The 19289-nt window shown below is 71.7% G+C and carries 16 protein-coding genes, 1 rRNA gene and 1 riboswitch; of the genes, 2 read left to right on the plus strand and 15 right to left on the minus strand.

Annotated elements, in window-relative coordinates; translation table 11 throughout:
• Nucleotides 1-145: 145 nt before the first annotated feature.
• Both ACIPAE_RS38580 and ACIPAE_RS38585 read right to left on the minus strand, forming a co-directional pair.
• Complete coding sequence (locus ACIPAE_RS38580) at nucleotides 146-1540, minus strand: serine hydrolase domain-containing protein (protein WP_402451968.1); 1395 nt, start codon at nucleotides 1538-1540, stop codon at nucleotides 146-148.
• 83 nt (nucleotides 1541-1623) lie between these two features.
• Nucleotides 1624-3117, minus strand: coding sequence for a glutamate--cysteine ligase (locus ACIPAE_RS38585; protein ID WP_402451970.1), 1494 nt, complete (start codon nucleotides 3115-3117; stop codon nucleotides 1624-1626).
• A gap of 473 nt (nucleotides 3118-3590) precedes the next feature.
• Between ACIPAE_RS38585 and ACIPAE_RS38590 the strand changes: the two genes are divergently transcribed.
• Entirely contained in the window at nucleotides 3591-4178 is a 588-nt protein-coding gene (locus ACIPAE_RS38590; RefSeq protein WP_328472506.1) for a hypothetical protein, read from the plus strand.
• A 203-nt stretch (nucleotides 4179-4381) separates the two neighbouring features.
• Here ACIPAE_RS38590 and ACIPAE_RS38595 read toward each other — a convergent pair whose 3' ends face one another.
• Nucleotides 4382-4588 (minus strand): DUF5999 family protein, encoded by a 207-nt coding sequence (locus ACIPAE_RS38595; protein ID WP_328472503.1) that lies wholly within the window; start codon nucleotides 4586-4588, stop codon nucleotides 4382-4384.
• A gap of 258 nt (nucleotides 4589-4846) precedes the next feature.
• Nucleotides 4847-7732: an aminomethyl-transferring glycine dehydrogenase gene (gene gcvP, locus ACIPAE_RS38600; RefSeq protein WP_329362224.1), complete on the minus strand. Its 2886-nt coding sequence runs from the start codon at nucleotides 7730-7732 to the stop codon at nucleotides 4847-4849.
• Between the two features lie 185 nt (nucleotides 7733-7917).
• Nucleotides 7918-8029: riboswitch (glycine riboswitch) on the minus strand.
• A gap of 147 nt (nucleotides 8030-8176) precedes the next feature.
• On the opposite strand from gcvP, the gene ACIPAE_RS38605 reads away from it, so the two are divergent.
• Complete coding sequence (locus tag ACIPAE_RS38605; RefSeq protein ID WP_329362226.1) at nucleotides 8177-8548, plus strand: PRC-barrel domain-containing protein; 372 nt, start codon at nucleotides 8177-8179, stop codon at nucleotides 8546-8548.
• Here the strand turns inward: ACIPAE_RS38605 and ACIPAE_RS38610 are convergent.
• From ACIPAE_RS38610 to rrf, 11 genes are all read right to left on the minus strand, one after another.
• The gene (locus ACIPAE_RS38610; RefSeq protein WP_402451974.1) at nucleotides 8470-10026 is read right to left on the minus strand and encodes a DNA polymerase IV; all 1557 of its coding nucleotides are present in this window, start codon (nucleotides 10024-10026) and stop codon (nucleotides 8470-8472) included. The genes ACIPAE_RS38605 and ACIPAE_RS38610 overlap by 79 nt on opposite strands.
• A gap of 174 nt (nucleotides 10027-10200) precedes the next feature.
• Complete coding sequence (locus ACIPAE_RS38615; RefSeq protein WP_328472495.1) at nucleotides 10201-10803, minus strand: MerR family transcriptional regulator; 603 nt, start codon at nucleotides 10801-10803, stop codon at nucleotides 10201-10203.
• A gap of 277 nt (nucleotides 10804-11080) precedes the next feature.
• Nucleotides 11081-11554 (minus strand): bifunctional nuclease family protein, encoded by a 474-nt coding sequence (locus tag ACIPAE_RS38620; RefSeq protein ID WP_328472493.1) that lies wholly within the window; start codon nucleotides 11552-11554, stop codon nucleotides 11081-11083.
• 189 nt (nucleotides 11555-11743) lie between these two features.
• Entirely contained in the window at nucleotides 11744-12490 is a 747-nt protein-coding gene (locus tag ACIPAE_RS38625; RefSeq protein ID WP_402451977.1) for a MerR family transcriptional regulator, read from the minus strand.
• Between the two features lie 33 nt (nucleotides 12491-12523).
• Complete coding sequence (locus ACIPAE_RS38630) at nucleotides 12524-13369, minus strand: FHA domain-containing protein (RefSeq protein WP_329373649.1); 846 nt, start codon at nucleotides 13367-13369, stop codon at nucleotides 12524-12526.
• Nucleotides 13370-13433: 64 nt separating this feature from the next.
• Nucleotides 13434-14354: a DUF881 domain-containing protein gene (locus tag ACIPAE_RS38635; protein ID WP_402451979.1), complete on the minus strand. Its 921-nt coding sequence runs from the start codon at nucleotides 14352-14354 to the stop codon at nucleotides 13434-13436.
• A 7-nt stretch (nucleotides 14355-14361) separates the two neighbouring features.
• Nucleotides 14362-14694: a small basic family protein gene (locus ACIPAE_RS38640; protein WP_202237672.1), complete on the minus strand. Its 333-nt coding sequence runs from the start codon at nucleotides 14692-14694 to the stop codon at nucleotides 14362-14364.
• Nucleotides 14695-14697: 3 nt separating this feature from the next.
• Entirely contained in the window at nucleotides 14698-15633 is a 936-nt protein-coding gene (locus tag ACIPAE_RS38645) for a DUF881 domain-containing protein (protein WP_402451984.1), read from the minus strand.
• A 286-nt stretch (nucleotides 15634-15919) separates the two neighbouring features.
• On the minus strand, nucleotides 15920-18415 hold the full coding sequence (locus tag ACIPAE_RS38650) for a mannose-1-phosphate guanyltransferase (protein ID WP_328472483.1): 2496 nt from the start codon (nucleotides 18413-18415) through the stop codon (nucleotides 15920-15922).
• A 23-nt stretch (nucleotides 18416-18438) separates the two neighbouring features.
• A complete protein-coding gene (locus ACIPAE_RS38655) occupies nucleotides 18439-19047 on the minus strand; it encodes a CDP-alcohol phosphatidyltransferase family protein (protein ID WP_329362237.1) in 609 nt (202 codons plus the stop codon).
• A 155-nt stretch (nucleotides 19048-19202) separates the two neighbouring features.
• A 5S ribosomal RNA gene (rrf, locus tag ACIPAE_RS38660) occupies nucleotides 19203-19289 on the minus strand; the annotation flags it as partial.

Raw genomic sequence — 19289 nt, forward strand, 5'->3', positions numbered from 1 at the left:
CGCCCGCCGCCCTACCACCGCACCGCCACGGCCGCCCGCACGGTGTGCGCCGCGCGAGCCTACGCCACGAACCTGGCTGTCGCCCCGTTGACCAGCCCGAAGCGCGCCGACTCGCCGCGCGGCGCCGCCCGCCCCGGCTCCGCGCTCAGACGGCGCGCAGCCCGCACGGGTGCACCAGGTACGCGCCCAGCCGTCCTTCCAGGTCGCCGTTCTTGTACGCCACGGCCCGGCCCTCCAGCCGCTCGGGCCCGGCCCGCAGCGCGAGGGCCAGGTGCGGGCTGTTGACCCGTGCGTCGTCGGTGGGCAGTTGCAGCGGCGCGCTCGCGCACAGGTCCCACTGCTCGGAGGCGCCGGCCGGAACGGTGACCGGCGCGCCGCCGGCCAGCCGGATCTCCACCTGGCGGTCGGCGAGGACGCTGATCCGCAGCGTGACGCCGCCCTGCGGAGTGCCGACCTCGCCCGCCCACTCCCCCGGCGCTTGCGTCATCGGGCGGCCCTGATCGGTGACCGGGGCGAGGTGCTCGCGGGGGAAGCCGGGCGCCAGGATGCCCATCAGGCGCAGGACGACGGCGTCCCGGGCCGCCTTGCGGGTGGAGTTGGTCAGCACCGCGACCGAGATCTCCCGCTCGGGCAGGTCGATCATCATCGCGGCGATGCCGCCCATGCCGCCGCCGTGGCTGCGGACGACCGGCCCGGGGCCGTGCGAGACGACCCGGCCGAACCCGTAGCCCAGGTGCTCGCCGATCGGCACCGCGTCGTGCATCGCCGCGGCGGTGGCGGGTCGCAGCAGACGGGTGGCCGTCCGGGCGAAGAGTGCCACGTCGGCGGCGCTCGCCCAGCCGGCCCCGGCCGCGGGGTGGTCGCTGAAGCAGGTCGGGTACGCCTCCCCGCCGGCGGAGTAGCGCTCGGCGACGGGCGCCGAGCCGGTGTAGGCGGGCCCGTAGCCGAAAGTGTCCAGGCCCAGCGGTGCGAAGATCCGCTCGCGCAGGTAGTCGCCCTCGCTCCGGCCGGTCGCCGACTCCAGCACCCGGCCCAGTTCGGCGTAGCCGAGGTTGGAGTACTCGAAGCCGGTGCCCGGCTCGCGGACGAGGGTGCGGTAGTCGGCGATGTCGATCGGCAGCGGGCCGGTGTCGTAGTGGAAGTTGTAGAACGCCGGGAACCCGCCGCGGTGCCGCAGCAGTTGGCGCGGGGTGGGCGCGGTCCAGGGGTGGTCGCCGGGGATCGGGGCGTCGAGGTCCAGCAGGCCCTCGTCGGCGGCCAGGCAGACGGCCGTGGCGGTGACCGCCTTGGTGACGGAGGCCAGCCCGTAGACGGTCTCGGGGGTGGCCGGCCGCCGGGCGGCGACGTCCGCAAGACCGTAGGCGCGGGCGAGCACGACCTCGTCGCGTGCCACGACGGCGAGGGAGAGCGACGCGCAGGAGTGGTCGGCCAGCGCCTGCGCGCAGAACTCGTCCAGCCCGTCCACCACGTCCGACACGTCCGTCGCGCCCGCCGCGTCGAGTACGTCCGGGCCGTTCGGTTCCGTCGCTTCGTTCGGCACCTGACCGCCCCCTTGATCGAATCCGCCGCTCGATCGAAGGGTAATGCGCCGCCGCGCCCGGGCCGTCGGGGGGCCGGCGCGGCTCAGCCGGGCATCGGCCAGGTGTGGACCGGGGCGCCCTCGGTGGACAGGGCGCGGTAGCGCTGCGTCATGGCGGCGAGCGCGGCCCGGCGGTCCAGGCCGCGGCCGAGGAAGTGGTGGAAGGCGTCGGCCTGCCAGCGGGCGCCGTTGGTACGGAGCCGGCAGCGCTGTTCGATGATGCCGAGGTAGTGGTCGCGGTCGACGGGGTCGATGCCCCAGCCGTCGAGTCCGGCGGCGGCCAGCGGCAGGAGTTCGTCGCGGATCAGGTCGGCCGCGGCGACCTGGGCGAGCGCGGTGCCGCGCGGGCGCGGCCAGTGCAGCACGGCGTCGATGCCGTCGCGGCAGGCGGCGTCGAAGTTCGCGGCGGCGGCGCCGAACGGCAGCCGCTGCCAGACCGGCCGCGGCGCCTCGGCGAGCGCGCGGACCAGGCCGTAGTAGAACGCCGTGTTGGCGATGACGTCGGCGACGGTGGGCCCGGCCGGCATCACCCGGTTCTCCACCCGCAAGTGCGGCACCCCGTCGACGACCTGGTAGACCGGGCGGTTCCAGCGGTAGATCGTGCCGTTGTGCAGGGCCAGTTCGCGCAGCTGGGGCACCCCGCCCTCGTCGAGCACCCGCAGCGGGTCCTCGTCGTCGCAGATCGGCAGCAGCGGCGGGAAGTAGCGCAGGTTCTCCGCGAACAGGTCGGCCACCGAGTCGATCCACCGCTCGCCGAACCAGGTCAACGGCCGTACGCCCTGGGCCCGCAGCTCCTGCGGGCGGGTGTCGGTGGCCTGCTGGAAGAGCAGCGGGCGGGTCTCGCGCCACAGCTCGCGGCCGAAGAGGAACGGCGAGTTCGCGCCGACCGCCACCTGCGGCGCGGAGACCACCTGGGCGGCGTTCCACGCCGGGGCGAAGCGCTCCGGGGTGACCTGGAGGTGCATCTGCGTGGAGGTGCAGGCCGCCTCGGGCGCGATCGAGGCGGAGGTGTAGACGAGGTGCTCGACGCCTTCGATGTCGAGGGTGATGTCCTCGCCGCGCATGGCGAGAATCCGCTCGTTGAGCAGGGTGTAGCGGTCGGCGCGGGAGAGGTTCGCCGAGACCAGGTCCTGGGCCTGGAGGGTGGGCAGGATTCCCACCATCACGATGCCGGCGCCGACCTCCCCGGCCATCCGGTCGGCGTAGCCGAGCCCGGTGCGCAGTTCCTCGGCGAGCCGGTCGAGCACCCGGCCGGAAAGCGGGTGCGGCGCGATGTTCACTTCAATATTGAACTGGGCCAGCTCGGTCTGGAAATCGCGGCTCGCGATGCGCTCCAGCACCTCTTCGTTCATCATGCGGGGCAGTCCCTCGGAATCCGCGAGATTCAATTCGATCTCCAGACCCATGAGATTGCGCGGCCGGTCGAAGCGCCGCTCCGCCAACAGCCTCTCCAGCCCCACCAGGCACTGCTGGAGCTTGTTCCGATACATCCGCCGGTCGGCCAGGTCGAACGCCCCGGCCACGACCTTCTCCCCCATCGAAGCGTCCCTCCTCGCGCGGTCCTCACCGGAGGATGCCCACCCAAATGATCGATAACGCCCACCGGAGCACGGCGTGCACGCTACGCTTGCCGTAGTGACCGGCAGCGGGCATGTTCCCGCGGCACATTCGGCGCAGGGCTCCCGCGTAAAATCGGGGTGAATACCACCGCACGGTTCCGGCCGACCGTACGGGGCGGAAATCAGCGGCATCCGCCCCCTACCCTGCGGGAATGCCGGCCGGACCCCTCGGGAAGAAGGCGGATAACCGCCTTGCGGGTAATACTGGCAGCGAGTAGATGAAACACGGAGCGAACACACGTCGTATAAACTCCGCGCACGAGGCAGAGTATCCGCCGTCGCCGGGCGAGCTTGAGCAGTAACCCTCACCAGGTACTGACCGCGCCGTCCGCTCCTCGCCCGCACCGCTTTGTGCCCGCACCACGTGTCTCCCAGTGAGAGGCGACAACACCATGCCGCTGCTTGTCCCCCCAGCACCCGCACCAGCCCTGTTGAGCGTCCTGGCGGCGCTCAGTTCTCCCACTGCGGTCCTGGAAGCCCGGACCCCTGCCCTGCGCACCGCGGAAGGGCCGCTGGACGCCGAACACCCCCTGCCGGTCCATGTGTTCGAACCGGCGGCGGTTCCCGGTGGCCTGCCCCACGCGCGGCTGGCCGGCTGGCGGTTCCATATCAGGGCGGGGTCCCGGGTGGCCGCGGCGGGCGAGACCGTGGCGACACCTGACGGCTGGGTGTTCTCGCGCTTCTCCGAAGGCCCCTACCTGGCCTCGACCGAGCGGGCGCTGCGCCAGGCGGAGCCGCTGCCGGCCACCTACCAGCCGCACCTGCTGTCGGTGCCGAGCCTGTACATGATGGCGCTGTGGCTGCACTCGGTGCCGAGGGCCGACGCGGCCACCGCCCAGCCGGACCCGGCCGACCTGGTCATCCCGCTGGCGCCCGCGCCGCCGGGGATCGCCTCGCACCGGGTGTACCGGATCGTGGAGCTCGCGCCGCTGCTGAGCGCGTGGCTGGCCCCGCCGCCGCTGGCCGGCTCCCCGGCGTAGGCAGTGCGGGCCGTGCAGGCCGTGTAGGGCGCAGAGGCCGTATCCGGCGGCCCGGCATGAGCGAAGCCGGTTCTCCTGGGCACCGAGGCTCAGGGGAACCGGCTGTGTCATGCGCCGGACGGCCGGTCCGACGCCTCGTCGGACAATCCGTGGAACGCCTCGTCGGACGATCCGTGGAACCCTCGGACGCCTCGCCGGGCGGCTCAGGCGGCCGTGGTGACGCGCGTAGCGACCAGCGGCCGGTGCGGTGCGATGATCTGCCCGTCGGGCAGGATCTCGCCGGTGTCCTCGAAGAGCAGCACCCCGTTGCACAGCAGGCTCCAGCCCTGCTCCGGGTGGTGGGCCACGATGAGGGCGGCCTCACGGTCGGCGCTGTCAGCGGTAGGGCACTGCGGCTCGTGCTTGCACATGGTCAATGGTGTCTTTCGCTGCGAGAGGTGAATGGTGCGGTCGGTCGCGTCGCCTGCCTGGTTCATCTCGGTCCCCCGTTCTCGCGCGGCCGGTCCCAGTCTTGCTCCCCGGACGGCATTCCGCAGGTATTTCACGTTCGCGCTACTCATTGGTGCAAGACGCGCCATCCACTCGGCCGGTTGCGGACACACGGCGGCGCCTCCCGGCCGTATCCCGGTCGGGAGGCGCCGCCCCGCCTGCGCGTCGCCGCGCGCCGATCAGCTCTCGTACGCGTCCAGCGGCGGGCAGGAGCAGACCAGGTTGCGGTCGCCGAACGCCCCGTCGATCCGGCGTACCGGCGGCCAGTACTTGTCCGCGGGGTGCACGCCGGCCGGGAAGACGGCCTCCTCACGGCTGTACGGGTGGCTCCAGTCGCCGCTGAGCGCGGCCGCGGTGTGCGGGGCCGAGCGCAGCGGGTTGTCGTCGGCGGGCCACGCGCCGGAGCCGACCCGGTCGATCTCGGCGCGGATCGCGATCATCGCCTCGCAGAACCGGTCCAGTTCGGCGAGGTCCTCGCTCTCGGTGGGCTCGATCATCAGGGTGCCGGCCACCGGGAAGGACATCGTCGGCGCGTGGAAGCCGTAGTCGATCAGCCGCTTGGCGACGTCGTCGACGCTGACACCGGTGTCCTTGGTCAGCGGCCGCAGGTCGATGATGCACTCGTGCGCGACCAGGCCGCCGGGGCCGGTGTAGAGCACCGGGTAGTGCGGCTCCAGCCGCTTGGCGACGTAGTTGGCGCTCAGCACGGCGATCTGGCTGGCCTGCTTCAGCCCCTCGCCGCCCATCAGCCGGACGTAGGTCCAGGAGATCGGGAGAATCCCCGCTGAGCCCCAGGGCGCGGCCGAGACCGGGCCGACACCGGTGGCGGGGCCGGCCTCGGGCTGGAGCGGGTGGTTGGGCAGGTGCGGGGCCAGGTGGGCGCGGACCGCGACCGGGCCGACGCCGGGGCCGCCGCCGCCGTGCGGGATGCAGAACGTCTTGTGCAGGTTCAGGTGGGACACGTCGGCGCCGAACCGGCCCGGGCGGGCCAGGCCGACCAGCGCGTTGAGGTTGGCACCGTCGACGTAGACCTGGCCACCGGCGTCGTGCACGGCCGCGCAGACGTCGGTGATGTGCTCCTCGAACACGCCGTGCGTGGAGGGGTAGGTGACCATCAGCACGGCGAGCCGGTCGCGGTACTGCTCGATCTTCGCGCGCAGGTCGGCGACGTCGACGTCGCCGTCCTGGCTGGTCTTCACCACGACCACGGTCATCCCGGCCATCACCGCGCTGGCGGCGTTGGTGCCGTGCGCGGAGGACGGGATCAGGCAGACCGTACGGTCCAGGTCGCCGTTGGCCCGGTGGTAGGCGCGCACCGCGAGCAGGCCGGCCAGTTCGCCCTGCGACCCGGCGTTGGGCTGGAGGCTGACCTTGTCGTAGCCGGTGATCTCGGCGAGCTGGTCCTCCAGGCCGTGGATCAGGCTGAGGTAGCCCTCGGCCTGGTCGGCGGGCGCGAAGGGGTGCAGGGCGCCGAACTCCGGCCAGGTGACCGGCTCCATCTCGGTGGTCGCGTTGAGCTTCATGGTGCACGAGCCCAGCGGGATCATGCCGCGGTCCAGGGCGTAGTCGCGGTCGGCGAGCCGGCGCAGGTAGCGCAGCATCGAGGTCTCGCTGCGGTGCTGGTGGAAGACCGGGTGGGTGAGGTAGTCGTCGGTGCGCAGCAGGGCGTCGGGCAGCGCGTCGGGGGCGGCGGCGTCGAGGGCGTCGATGTCGCCGGTGGCGCCGAAGGCGGCGAGCACCGAGCTGAGCGCGGCGCGGTCGGTGGTCTCGTCGCAGGCGATGCCGACGTGGTCGGCGTCGGTCAGCCGCAGGTTGACGCCGGCGGCGCGCGCGGCGGCCACGACCTCGGCGGCCCGGCCGGGGACGTGGGCGGTCAGCGTGTCGAAGTACGCGTCCTCGACGAGCTCGACGCCGGCCGCGCGCAGGCCCGCGGCGAGCACCGCGGCGTAGCGGTGGGTGCGGCGCGCGATGGCGGCCAGCCCGTCGGGCCCGTGGTAGACGGCGTACATGCCGGCCATCACGGCGAGCAGCACCTGGGCGGTGCAGATGTTGCTGGTGGCCTTCTCCCGGCGGATGTGCTGCTCGCGGGTCTGGAGCGCCAGCCGGAAGGCGGTGTCGCCGTCGGCGTCGACCGAGACGCCGACGAGCCGGCCGGGCAGGTTGCGGGCGTAGGAGTCGCGGACGGCCATGTAGCCGGCGTGCGGGCCGCCGAAGGCCATCGGGACGCCGAACCGCTGGGTGGTGCCGACCGCGATGTCCGCGCCGAGGTCGCCGGGCGAGGTGAGCAGGGTGAGCGCGAGCAGGTCGGCGGCCACGGTGACGATCGCGCCGAGGTCGTGCGCCTGCTCGATGACCGGCCGCAGGTCGCGGACGGCGCCCGAGGCGCCGGGGTACTGCAGCAGCACGCCGGTGACGCCGCGCTCGGCGACGTCGGCGGGGATGCCGGCCGACAGGTCGGCGGTGACGACCTCGACGCCGGTCGGTTCGGCGCGGGTCCGGATCACCGCGAGGGTCTGCGGGAAGGTGTCGGCGTCGACCAGGAAGACGCCGTTCTTGACCTTGCCGACCCGGCGGGACAGCGCCATCGCCTCGGCGGCCGCGGTGCCCTCGTCCAGCAGGGAGGCCCCGGAGGTGGGCAGGCCGGTGAGGTCGGCGACGACGGTCTGGAAGTTCAGCAGCGCTTCGAGCCGGCCCTGGGAGATCTCCGGCTGGTACGGGGTGTAGGCGGTGTACCAGGCCGGGTTCTCCAGCACGTTGCGCAGGATGACCGGCGGGGTGAAGGTGCCGTAGTAGCCCAGGCCGATCATCGGCGTGAGCACCTGGTTGCGGTCGGCGAGCGCGCGCAGCTCGGCGAGCGCCTCGGCCTCCGTGACGGCGGCGGGCAGACCGAGCGCCTCGGTGCTCTTGATGGTCTCGGGTACGGCGGCGCCCGTCAGTTCGTCCAGCGAGCCGTAGCCGACCTGGGCGAGCATCTTGGCCTGCGCCTCGGCGTCGGGGCCGATGTGGCGGCGGGCGAACGGCCGGCCGGCTTCCAGCTCGGCGAGGGAATTGCGGCGGTCACTCATCTTCGGGGGCCTCCTGGTCTGCAACGACCTTCGGGGGTGCCGCCAAGGCACCCGTACGGCCTCCCCCTCTGTCATCAGAACCTGAGAGCTTCACCGCCCCGGCCCACAGGGCGGCTTTCACCGTCGGTGAGGACGCGCCCGGCGGCCGCGCTGCTTCCGGGACAGGTCCTGCTTTCCAGAGTGACCTCACCCGAGCGGTACGGATGCCTGAGAGATTCCGGGGAGGATTTGCTCCTTCGGCGCCTTCCGCCACCCGCCACCAGACGGGTTCTTGGAGGACTCTCCCGCACGGGGTCAACGGCCTTCTGCCAGCCTACCAGCGTGATCCGAACACGGATCGGAACAGGTGCCGAGTCGACACCGCCCCTGTTGTGGCTTTGGGTAGGAGTCAGCAGCCGTCGTACGACGGCGGGCCTGGGGTTGGTTGGACTCGTTGGAGGGACCGTGCAGACCGACATCGATCCGCGCAGCCTGATCGGCCGCCGCGCCTTCGACCGTGACGGGACGAGGATCGGCACGGTGGACGAGGTCTACCTCGACGACGCGACCGGCACGCCGGAATGGGCGGCGGTGCGCACCGGCCTGTTCACCCGGGACGCCTTCGTGCCGCTCGGCCCGAGCGAGCTGGACGGCGACAAGCTGCGGGTGCCGTACGAGAAGGCGCTGATCAAGGACGCGCCGGACTTCGGCGTGGGCCGGCACCTCTCGCCCGAGCAGGAGTTGCAGCTCTACCACCACTACGGAATGGACGTGCCGCGGTCGGGGGCGGAGCCGGCGCCTTCCGGGGACTTCGGCGAGTTGGCCGACGACGACTGAGCCGGATCGGCGGGCGGGTCGCTGGCCGCGTCCGCGGGCGGGACCGCCGGCGGGTCTGCCGGCCGGTCTGCCGGCGGACCAGCGTCCGGACCTGCGGGCGGACCGGCCGGCGGCGGGTCGTCCGGGTCCGCGGGCATCCGCTGGGCGGCCAGCGGCAGCGGATCGCTGGAACTGAGTTCCGGATCGTCCACGGGGAAGGTGCGCACCCGGCCCGGCACGGCGTCCGAGGGCACCTCGAAGCGCACGGTCACCCGGCCGACCCCGCTGCCCTGCACCCACCCGGCACCGTACGTGGCGTGGGTGACGTCATGGCCCGGCAGCCAGCGGTTCGCCCGCTCGGGGGCCGGCGGGGGGCTGCTGGGCAGCGGCGGCGGGGCGTCGTCCTCCGCCGAGTCGCCGTTCAGCGCCCGCTCGCCCGCGGCCTGGGCGAACAGGTCCTCCTGGGTGAAGTCGGCGAGCCCGGCGACGCCCACCCCGAGCAGCCGTACGCCACCGGTGGTGTCGACGGCCTCGGCGAGCCGGCGGGCGGTCTCGCGCACCACGGCCGGGTCGTCGGTGGGGGCGCGCAGCGTCTCGGAGCGGGTGAGCGTGGAGAAGTCGTACCGCCGGACCTTCACCACGACGGTGCGCCCGGAGCGGCCCGCGCCGCGCAGCCGCTGCACGCAGCGCTCGGCGAGCCGGTCGATCTCGTACCGCACATGGGCGCGGTCGGTCAGGTCGCTGTCGAAGGTGTCCTCGACCGAGATGGACTTGACGTCGCGGTCGGCGACCACCGGGCGGTTGTCGACACCGGCGGCCATCGCGTGCAGGCCGGCGCCATGCGCCTTGCCGAGCAGCCGGACCAGCTCCCCCTCGCCGGCCTGGGCGATCTCGGCGACGGTGAGGATGCCGGCCCTGCGCAGATGCTCGGCCGTGGCGGGTCCGACCCCCGGCAGGGTGCGCACCGGCATCGGGTCGAGCAGCGCCTGCTCGGTGCCGGGCTCGACCACCACCAGGCCGTCGGGCTTGGCCTTCTCCGAGGCGATCTTGGCGAGCAGCTTGGAGCCGGCCAGCCCGACGGAGGCGGTCAGGCCGGTGGCGGCCTTGATGTCGGCGCGCAGTCCCCGGGCCACCGCCCGCGGGTCGTCGGCGTGCTCACCGGCTTCCAGGTCGACGAACGCCTCGTCGACGCTCAGCGGCTCTATCAGCGGTGACGCCTCGCGGAGCAGCGCCATCACGATCTCGCTGACCTGCCGGTAGATGCCGAACCTCGGCGCGAGATACGCCGCGTTGGGGGCGAGCCGGCGGGCGTGCGCCATCGCCATGGCGGAGTGGACGCCGTGCACGCGCGCCTCGTAGGACGCGGTCGACACCACGCCGCGGGGTCCGAGGCCGCCGACCACCACCGGCTTGCCCCGCAGGCTCGGCTTGGACGCCTGCTCGACCGCGGCGAAGAACGCGTCCATGTCCAGGTGGAGGATCGTCGGCGCACTTCTCACACGTCCAAGCGTCCCGCATCCCACCGACATCGGCCGTACATGTGTACGGCGACGGCGGGTCGCAGCCGCGGCCCGACGGCGGAGCGAGCCACCGCACAGCGCCGCGCGGCCTGGCACGGCACCACACCGCACGACGCGCGATGCGAGGTGCGCGCGAAGTGCGCCGGGCCGCGCTCAGACCGCCTTGTTGCGGCGCCGGGCCAGTTCGTCGGCCGGGTTGTGGCCGACCAGGGTCTCGCCGGTGTCCACGCGCTCGCCGTGCATCTCGGACAGCGCGGTCTCCACGTCGCGCCAGACCACGCCGACCGCGATGCCGAAGATGCCCTGGCCGCCCTGGAGCAGCTGGACCACTTCGTCGGGCGAGGTGCATTCGTAGACGGTGGCGCCGTCGCTCATCAGCGTCATCCGGGCCAGCTCGCCCGGGCCGACCGAGCGCAGGTGCTGCACGGCGGTGCGGATGTTCTGCAGGGAGACGCCGGTGTCGAGCAGCCGCTTGACGATCTTGAGCACCACGACGTCGGAGAATCCGTACAGCCGCTGGGTGCCCGAGCCGTACGCGGGTCGCACGCTCGGCTCGACCAGGCCGGTCCTGGCCCAGTAGTCGAGCTGGCGGTAGGTGATGCCGGTCGCGGCGCAGGCCGCCGGACCCCGGTAGCCGATCTGCTCGGACGGCGTCTCGGCAGGTGGGCCGCCGTCGGCACCCACCGCGGCCGGGGCGAGCGCCCCTCGGGCCGGATACGGGCCGCCGGTCGCCAAACCGTCGCCGGTACTTCTCACGACGCCCTCCGTCCCTTCGCGTCCGCTGGCCGCGCGCACGTGCCACCGGACTTTCCCTCCTGACGGTAGGCAGTCGTCACACGTGCGTCAACGATCGCCACGCTCGGCACGCCGAGTGAAATTCACCCCAGGAGTGGTTTGATCTGATCGCAGAGCGGGAACGGAATTCCGAATGGCCATATGGCGGCAACATTGCCCCGCCAACTCCCGATCGGGGGCAGGCCGGGACACTCCGCCCGGAACGGCTCCGACGGCCTTCCCGGGCGTTTCCGGCCGGCTACTGGTTGCTGGTCCCGAAGTCCTCGGGCGAGATCTGGTCGAGGAACTCGCGGAACTTCTCCACTTCGTCCTCCTGCTCGTCCGGGATCGCGATCCCCGCGTCGTCCAGCACACCGTCGCTGCCGTAGATCGGCGTCCCGGTGCGCAGCGCGAGCGCTATGGCGTCGGACGGGCGGGCACTGACCTCGACCCCGCCGGCGAAGACCAGCTCCGCGTAGAACACGCCTTCCCTCATGTCGGTGATACGCACCTCCGTCAGCGTCTGTCCCACCGCCTCGAGCACGTCCTTGAAGAGGTCGTGAGTCAGCGGTCGCGCAGGCGTCATGCCCTGCTGCGCGAAGGCGATGGCCGTCGCCTCTCCCGGCCCGATCCAGATGGGCAGGTACCGGTCGCCTCCTACTTCACGCAGGAGCACGATCGGTTGGTTGGAGGGCATTTCGACCCGGACACCCACAACGTCGAGCTCGTTCACACAGCAACCCTAGGCCGTGCCCGCCGGGTTTGGGTAGTCGGGCAGCCGCCAGGTGCCGCCACGCGGCTCACCGGGGAGGGCCGCAAAGGGCCGGACAACCCCGCGGATGCCGCTCCCGGCAGCGGTTCCGGCCACAATCCGGCCGAATTCCGGCGGTGATCCGGACGCCGGATTCCGCCGGATTCGATGTCAGTCCAGCCGGACCCGCAGCGCGGACTGCAGCATCGCCGCGTGCAACCGCACCGACAGCGTGGCCAGCTCCCGCGCGGTGGCCTCGGCGTGTATCCGCGTCTGCGGATTGCGGTGCCGGCGCAGCGGCGCCACCACCTGCTCGACCAGGCCGGCCTCCCGGTCGGCGGCCGCCTTCACCGCGCGCAGATGGCGCGGCTCGAGACCGAACCGGCCGAGGTCCACGATCAGCCGGCCGACGCTCACCGCGTCGGCCTCGTAGCCGCCGTCGGCGTCGGCCTCCACCAGGCCGTACGACTCCCACTGCGCGAGAGCGTCGCTGTCGGCCCCGGTGGCGGCCAGCAGCTCGTCCCGGCCGATCCGCATCCGCGCGGGCTCCTCGGGCTCCAGGGAGCCGTCCAGCGCCTCGCGGGACTCGCCGGGGCGGGGCAGCGCGACCGGCTCGCCCCGGTCCATGGCGTCCAGGTGCTCGCGGATCACCCGCAGGGGCAGGTAGTGGTCACGCTGCACCCGCAGGACGTACGCGAGCCGGTCGACGTCGGCCGCACCGAACTTCCGGTACCCCGAGGGGGTGCGCTGCGGCTCCACCAGCCCCTCCGCCTCCAGGAAGCGGATCTTGGAGATGGTGACCTCGGGGAACTCGTCCCGCAGCCGGGACAGCACCGCGCCGATGCTCAGCAGGGCGCCGTCCCCTCCGGCGGAGACGATGGCGGTGCCGTCACCGGCACCGCCCGACGTTCGCGGCATGCACACCTTCCCTGGGACCAGGCGGCGGGAGGGTCAGACGCCCGCCTGGCTCGCGTAGAAGACCAGTCGGTACTTGCCGATCTGCACCTCGTCGCCATTGGACAGCTGCACCGCGTCGATCCGCTCCCGGTTGACGTAGGTGCCGTTGAGGCTGCCCACGTCGGAGACGGTGAACACGCCGTCGGCGCCGCGCCGGAACTCGACATGGCGGCGGGAGACGGTCACGTCGTCCAGGAAGATGTCGCTCTGCGGATGCCGGCCGGCGGTGGTCAGCTCGCCGTCCAGCAGGAAGCGGCTGCCGGAGTTCGGCCCCCGCCGCACCACCAGCAGTGCCGACCCCGGGGGCAGCGCGGCCACCGCGGCCTGCGCCTCCGGGGAGAGCGACGGCATCGGGGTCTGACCGGTCGCCTCGGCTTCGTACGCCTCGATGCTGGAGATCGAGATGGTCGAAGTGGTCTCCGAGGGGCGCTCGAAGGGCGCGCCTCCCTGCGTCCCGCGCAACGGCGCGCCGCAGTTGTTGCAGAAGCGACTCGCCTCCGCGTTCCGGTGCCCGCACCTGCCGCAGACCAGCACGCCGTGCTCACCACCCGTGTCCGAGGCCGACGGTTCCCCGAAACCTATGCGGGGGGCCGAACCGTGGTCAACAGGCGCCACGCCGGGCGCGCCCGGAATCTCGCCGCCTTGCTGCGGCGACTCCGCGCGGAACAGCGGACGCTCGGCCCCCTGGCCGGCGTCCCGCGCATCCTCCGCCCCGCTCCGCGGCGCGCGGTGGCGTGCCGTGGCCGGGTCGCCCGACTGGCGGGCGCTCTTGCCGAACAACTTCCCAAACAACTTCACGGGCGATTCCCCTTGAAAGAAGCAGACCCGCCCGTGGGGCAGGACGAACTCTCACTACTCACAGTTTCCACCACTCAGCACCCGGCCAGGTCCCCGACCCCCCGCCTCATTGGGATGACCGAGCGTAGTCAGGCTGCTTCGACGGCCGCAAGGCGTCCACGACGATCTTCTGCGACCTGACCACGCCGGCACTCGCCTGCTCCTTCTCCAACGTCTGCACCACCCCGCCGGGGATGTTCAACGCGGGCTCCAGATCGGGCGGGTTGCCGATGACTTTGAAGACGTACGGTTGGGCCAATCGGTGCCCGTCAACGAGCACGGAGTTGGCTCCGTCGGTGAAATAAGTGTCGCTGACGACGCGCACGTTGTTGACCTGGATCGCCTCGGCGCCCGCCGCGCGCAGCTCCTGGACGGTGTCCAGCAGCGAGTCCGCCGCGACCTGGCCGTGCGGGTCCTTGACCGTCAACGTGATCCCCGGGCCCTGGGCGGCCACCGTGCCGGCCAGCACGCCGAGTTGCCGGGCCTTCTCCTGCGTCTGCTTGAGCGCCTCCGCGGCCTGGTCCGAACTGGTCTCCAACTCGCTGCGCTGGTTCTCCAGGCCGTGTTTCTCGTCCTGGAGCCGCTGGCCGCGGTTGTCCAGTTCGGTGAGGATACGGACCAGGTCCTCCTGACGCGCCCCGCGCAACGTGTTGTTGTCGTCACTGGTGGTGCGCACCTGGATGGCCAGGCCGAGGCCCAGCACGAACAGCAGTACCGCGACGATGAGTTGCGCGCGGGTCAGCCGCGGCGGCCACACTCCGGCCACCAGCCGCTGCCGCCCGGTCCGCGGTGCGGTCGCGGGCTCCGAGCCGTCCTCGTGCTCCTGCGCGGGCGCGGAGCCGTCGTCGTGCGCGCGCTCCGTATCACGCTCGGGTCGGTGATCACGCTCGGGCTCGGGTGCGTGCTCTGGCCCGGGTGCGTGCTCGTCGTGGCGCCCACGCTCGTGCCCGTGCTCGGGCTCATGCCGGTGCTTGTGCTCGTTGCTCATCCGTTCGTCACGCCCGGAACACGTGACGGCGGATGGCGGCGGCGTTGGAGAAGATCCGGATACCGAGGACGACCACCACGCCGGTGGACAACTGCGCGCCGACGCCGAGCTTGTCGCCCAGGAAGACGATCAACGCGGCCACCACCACGTTGGACAGGAAGGAGACCACGAAGACCTTGTCGTCGAAGATCCCGTCGAGCATGGCCCGCAGCCCGCCGAAGACGGCGTCGAGCGCGGCCACGACGGCGATCGGCAGATACGGCTCGACGCCCGAGGGCACCACCGGGCGCACCACGAGTCCGACCACGACCCCCACGACGAGGCCAAGTACGGCGATCACTTCTCAACCCTTCCCGTTCGACGGCGTCTTCGGTGGCGTCGTGGGCACGTCGGGTGTGGCGTACCGCAGGATCAGCGAGGGCGCGGCGGGCAGTCGGAGATCGCTCTGCACGCCGATGCTCGACCTGATGCCGTAGTTCGTCACCAACACGTGCAGGTACTCCCCGTCGGCGCTGTTCTGGAATGCCGTGCTCAACCGCTTCCCGTCCCCGATCGCCAGCACCGTGTACGGCGGCACCAGCGGCTTGTTGTCGACCAGTATGGCGTCCCCCGCGGCCCGGATCGCCGACAGCGCCGTCAGCCGCTCGCCGTTGACCGAGATCGCCTCGGCGCCGGAGGCCCACAGACCGTTCACCACTTGCTGCATGTCGCGGTCGCGGACCCGCCCGGTGTCGGAGAAGCCACTGCTCTCCCGCGGGCCGCCAGAGCCCCCTTCAGAGGCTTCCTTGGCGTCATTGACGACCAGCTTGACCCCCGGGCCGCGCACCGGCGTGGCGGCGGCGAGCAGTTCGACGAGGCGATCGCCGTCTCCACCGGGCTGCTTGAGCGCGGCCTGCTGCTCCGCGGAGACGGTGTCCCGCAGCGAGTCGACGTTCTTCTGCAGGGCGTCGGCGCTCTTGGTCTCGGTCTGGATACGGTCGATGAGGTTCTGCCGCTCCTTGGCCACGGTGGGCGCCGAGACCCGCGCCTGGGCCGCACCGAGCGTCACCACGAGCGCGGCGAGCACCAGCCCGGCCGCCAGCCCCAACTTGCCGCCCAGCGCCTTCGGCAGCCGCGAGGTGCCGACCTGCCCGCGCCGGGCCGCGGCCTCCGCGTAACCGTCGTCGAGGCTGTGCTCCATGATGTTCGTCAGCAGCGACATGGACGCGTCCAGGCGTCGCGGAGCGGCCCCGGGCGCGGGGCTGCTCCGTTCGGGTGGCTGCTGCGGCATGCCGCACATCGTCGCACGTCGGGACGCCCGCTCCCGAACGGGCCCCTCCCGACGCGCGGTTCGCCCGGTGCGACCGATTCCGGCGGGTAGCACGGCGGATTCTGTCGGCGACCGATCGTTTGCCGACCGGTCGCCGACCGACACTTGATCGGTCGGCGACCGGTCGGTGGTCGGTCCACGACCGGTCGTTGTCCGGCCGGCAACCGGCGAACGGCGGTCCGGCCGCGGCCGGACCGCCGTTCAGCGGTGGATCGACGAAACGACGAGTCGACGAATCCACCCGGCCGCGCGCGGATCAGCGGCCGGCGCTCTCCACCACCTCGGACCACTCGTCCAGCAGTGCCTGCGCGGAGGCGTCGTCGGGACCCTCGGCCCACAGGTGCGTGACGGCCTCGGCGGGGTCGGGCAGCACCATCACCCACCGGCCGTCGGACTCCACCACCCGCACACCGTCGGTGGTGTCCACCGACCGGTCGCCGGCCTCCTCGACCACCCGGCGCATCACCGAGCCCTTCACCGCCCACGGCGTCGGCACATCCCGCTTCAGCACATGCGCCTTGGGGATACGGGCGTCGATCTGGCTCAGCGTGAGCTGCGTCCTGGCGACCAGGCCGATCAGCCGTACGAACGCCGCCGAACCGTCGAAGACGCTGCTGAACTCGGGCACGATGTAGCCGCCGCGCCCGTCGCCGCCGAAGATCGTGCCCTCTTCCCGGCCGACCCTGGTCAGGTCGTCCGGCGACGTGGTCGTCCACGTCACCTGGGTGCCGTGGTACGCGGCGACCTGCTCGCCGATCCGGGTCGTGGTCACCGGCAGCGCTACCCGGCCGCTGCGCCGCTCCGCCGCGACGAGGTCGAGCAGCACCAGCAGCGCCCGGTCGTCCTCCACGATCCGGCCCCGCTCGTCGACCAGCGACATCCGCTCGCCGACCGGGTCGAACCGCACCCCGAACGCGGCCCGCGCCGAAGAGACGATCTCGCCGAGCCGGACCAGCCCGGCCCGGCGGCTCTGCTCGGTCTCGGTCGGCCGCGCCTCGTCGAGACCGGGGTTGATGGTCAGCGCGTCCACGCCCAGCCGGCCGAGCAGGCTCGGCAGCACCAGGCCCGCACTGCCGTTGGCCGCGTCCACCACGACCTTCAGCCCGGCGTCGGCGATACCGGTGATGTCCACGGCCCGCAGCAGCGCGCCGGTGTACGAGTCGAAGACCGTCGCGGGGAAGGTCAGGTCACCGATCTCGCCCGGGAACGCCCTGCGGTACTCCTGACGCGAGAACACCCGGTCGAGCTTGCGCTGCCCCGCCCCGGACAGGTCGGCGCCGCGCTCGTCGAAGAACATGATGTCCAGCGAGTCGGGCCGCCCCGGACTGGTCCTGATCATGATGCCGCCCGCGCTGCCGCGCGCGGTCTGCTGCCGGGCCACCGGCATCGGTACGTTCTCCAGGTCGCGGACGTCGATCGCGCTGGCCTGGAGCGCCGAGATCACCGCCCGCTTCAGCGCGCGAGCGCCACGGGAGTGGTCGCGCGCCGTGGTGACCGTCGCGCCCTTCTTCAGCGTCGTCGCGTACGCGCCCGCGAGTCGTACCGCCAGCTCCGGGGTGATCTCCACGTTCAGGATGCCGGAGACGCCGCGGGCGCCGAACAGGTGCGCCTGGCCGCGGGACTCCCAGATCACCGAGGTGTTGACGAACGCACCGGCCTCGACGGTCTTGAACGGGTACACCCGGACGGTGCCCGCGATGATCGACTCCTCGCCGATCAGGCACTCGTCGCCGATGACCGCGCCCTCGTCGATCCGGGCGGCGCGCATCACGTCGGTGTTCTTCCCGATGACGCAGCCGCGCAGGTTCGTCTGCGGGCCGACGTACACGTTGTCCGCGATCACCGCCTTGTGCAGGAACGCCCCGGTCTTCACCACGACGTTGGAGCCGATGACGCTGTGCTCGCGGATCTCCGCGCCGGCCTCCACCTTCGCGTAGTCGCCGATGTAGAGCGGTCCGCGCAGTATCGCGTCGGGGTGGACCTCCGCGCCTTCGGCGACCCACACGCCGGGCGAGATCTCGAAGCCGTCGATGTCGACGTCGACCTTGCCCTCCAGGACGTCCGCCTGGGCCTTCACGTAGCTCTCGTGCGTGCCGACGTCCTCCCAGTAACCCTCGGCGACAAAGCCGTAGACCGGCTTTCCCTCCTTCATGAGTTGCGGGAAGACATCGCCGGACCAGTCGACGGACACGTCGGCCTCGACGTAGTCGAACACCTCCGGCTCCATCACGTAGATGCCGGTGTTCACCGTGTCGGAGAAGACCTGGCCCCAGGTCGGCTTCTCCAGGAAGCGCTCGACCTTACCGTCGTCGTCGATGATGGTGATTCCGAACTCCAGCGGGTTCGGCACCCGGGTCAGGCACACCGTGACCAGTGCGCCCTTCTCCTTGTGGAACTCGATGAGCTCGGTCAGATCGAAGTCCGTGAGCGCGTCGCCCGAGATCACCAGGAAGGCGTCGTCCTTGAGCGCCTCCTCCGCGTTCTTGACGCTGCCCGCCGTCCCCAACGGTTTTTCCTCGTTGGCGTAGGAAAGCTCCATGCCCATTTCCTCGCCGTCCCCGAAGTAATTCTTCACGAGGGACGCGAGGAACTGCACCGTGACCACTGTCTCGGTGAGGCCATGTCGCTTGAGCAGATTGAGAACGTGCTGCATGATGGGGCGATTCACCACCGGCAGCAGCGGTTTCGGCATGCTCGATGTCATTGGGCGAAGGCGTGTGCCCTCGCCGCCGGCCATTACAACCGCCTTCATGTCGGAAACGTCCTCCTCTTGACTCAGCCAGCCGTGGCGTCCGCCCTGACAAGTCGCCGGACCTGCACCACATAGAGGAACCCTGCCCACCAGTACAGGGTTGTACCCCAACCCGCGAACGCCCAGCCGAAAACAGTCGCCAGGTTCGCGAGCCATCCGCTCCCGTCGCTCAACAGCAGCAGCGGAAAGGCGTACATGAGGTTGAAGGTAGCCGCTTTCCCGATGAAGTTCACCTGGGGTGGGCCGTAGCGGTGCCTCCGCAGAATCAGCAGCATCACCGCCATCATGACCTCACGGGCCAGCAGCAGCACGGTGATCCACAGCGGCAGGATGCCGCGCCAGGTCAGGCCCACCAGGGTGGTCAGCACATACAGCCGGTCCGCGGCCGGGTCCAGCACCCGCCCCAGCTCGCTGATCTGATTCCAGCGCCGGGCCAGCTTGCCGTCCAGGTAGTCGCTCACGCCGCTGAAGGCGAGCACCAGCAGAGCCCAGCCGTCGACCTTCGGCCCGCCGAACTCGGGCCACAGAATCAGCCACAGGAACACCGGAACGCCGACCAGGCGCGCCATACTCAGGATGTTGGGGATCGTGAAGATCCGATCCGTTTGCACCCGTGTCTCCTGGACCTCCACCGGGGCCCCTCCTGCTGTATGTGCGTGTACGTGTGTGCCGGCCCGCGCCGGCGGACCGTTGTACGTGCGGACGTTGCGGGCCGACTCTACCCCAGGCACACAAATGGCAAAGGCCCGGCCTCGGATACATGATCCGAGGCCGGGCCCCAATATTTGTTCGGCGGTGTCCTACTCTCCCACAGGGTCCCCCCTGCAGTACCATCGGCGCTGAAAGGCTTAGCTTCCGGGTTCGGAATGTAACC

It is taken from the genome of Streptomyces sp. NPDC087270, assembly GCF_044744625.1.
GTDB lineage: Bacteria > Actinomycetota > Actinomycetes > Streptomycetales > Streptomycetaceae > Actinacidiphila.

Coding starts and splice junctions, on each gene's coding strand:
- ACIPAE_RS38595 (WP_328472503.1), bottom strand. CDS start 4,588: ATGTGCAAGCACGAGCCGCAGTGCCCTACCGCTGACAGCGCCGACCGT.
- ACIPAE_RS38650 (WP_328472483.1), bottom strand. CDS start 18,415: ATGAAGGCGGTTGTAATGGCCGGCGGCGAGGGCACACGCCTTCGCCCA.
- ACIPAE_RS38585 (WP_402451970.1), bottom strand. CDS start 3,117: ATGGGGGAGAAGGTCGTGGCCGGGGCGTTCGACCTGGCCGACCGGCGG.
- ACIPAE_RS38625 (WP_402451977.1), bottom strand. CDS start 12,490: ATGCCGCGAACGTCGGGCGGTGCCGGTGACGGCACCGCCATCGTCTCC.
- ACIPAE_RS38635 (WP_402451979.1), bottom strand. CDS start 14,354: ATGAGCAACGAGCACAAGCACCGGCATGAGCCCGAGCACGGGCACGAG.
- gcvP (WP_329362224.1), bottom strand. CDS start 7,732: ATGAGTGACCGCCGCAATTCCCTCGCCGAGCTGGAAGCCGGCCGGCCG.
- ACIPAE_RS38590 (WP_328472506.1), top strand. CDS start 3,591: ATGCCGCTGCTTGTCCCCCCAGCACCCGCACCAGCCCTGTTGAGCGTC.
- ACIPAE_RS38645 (WP_402451984.1), bottom strand. CDS start 15,633: ATGTGCGGCATGCCGCAGCAGCCACCCGAACGGAGCAGCCCCGCGCCC.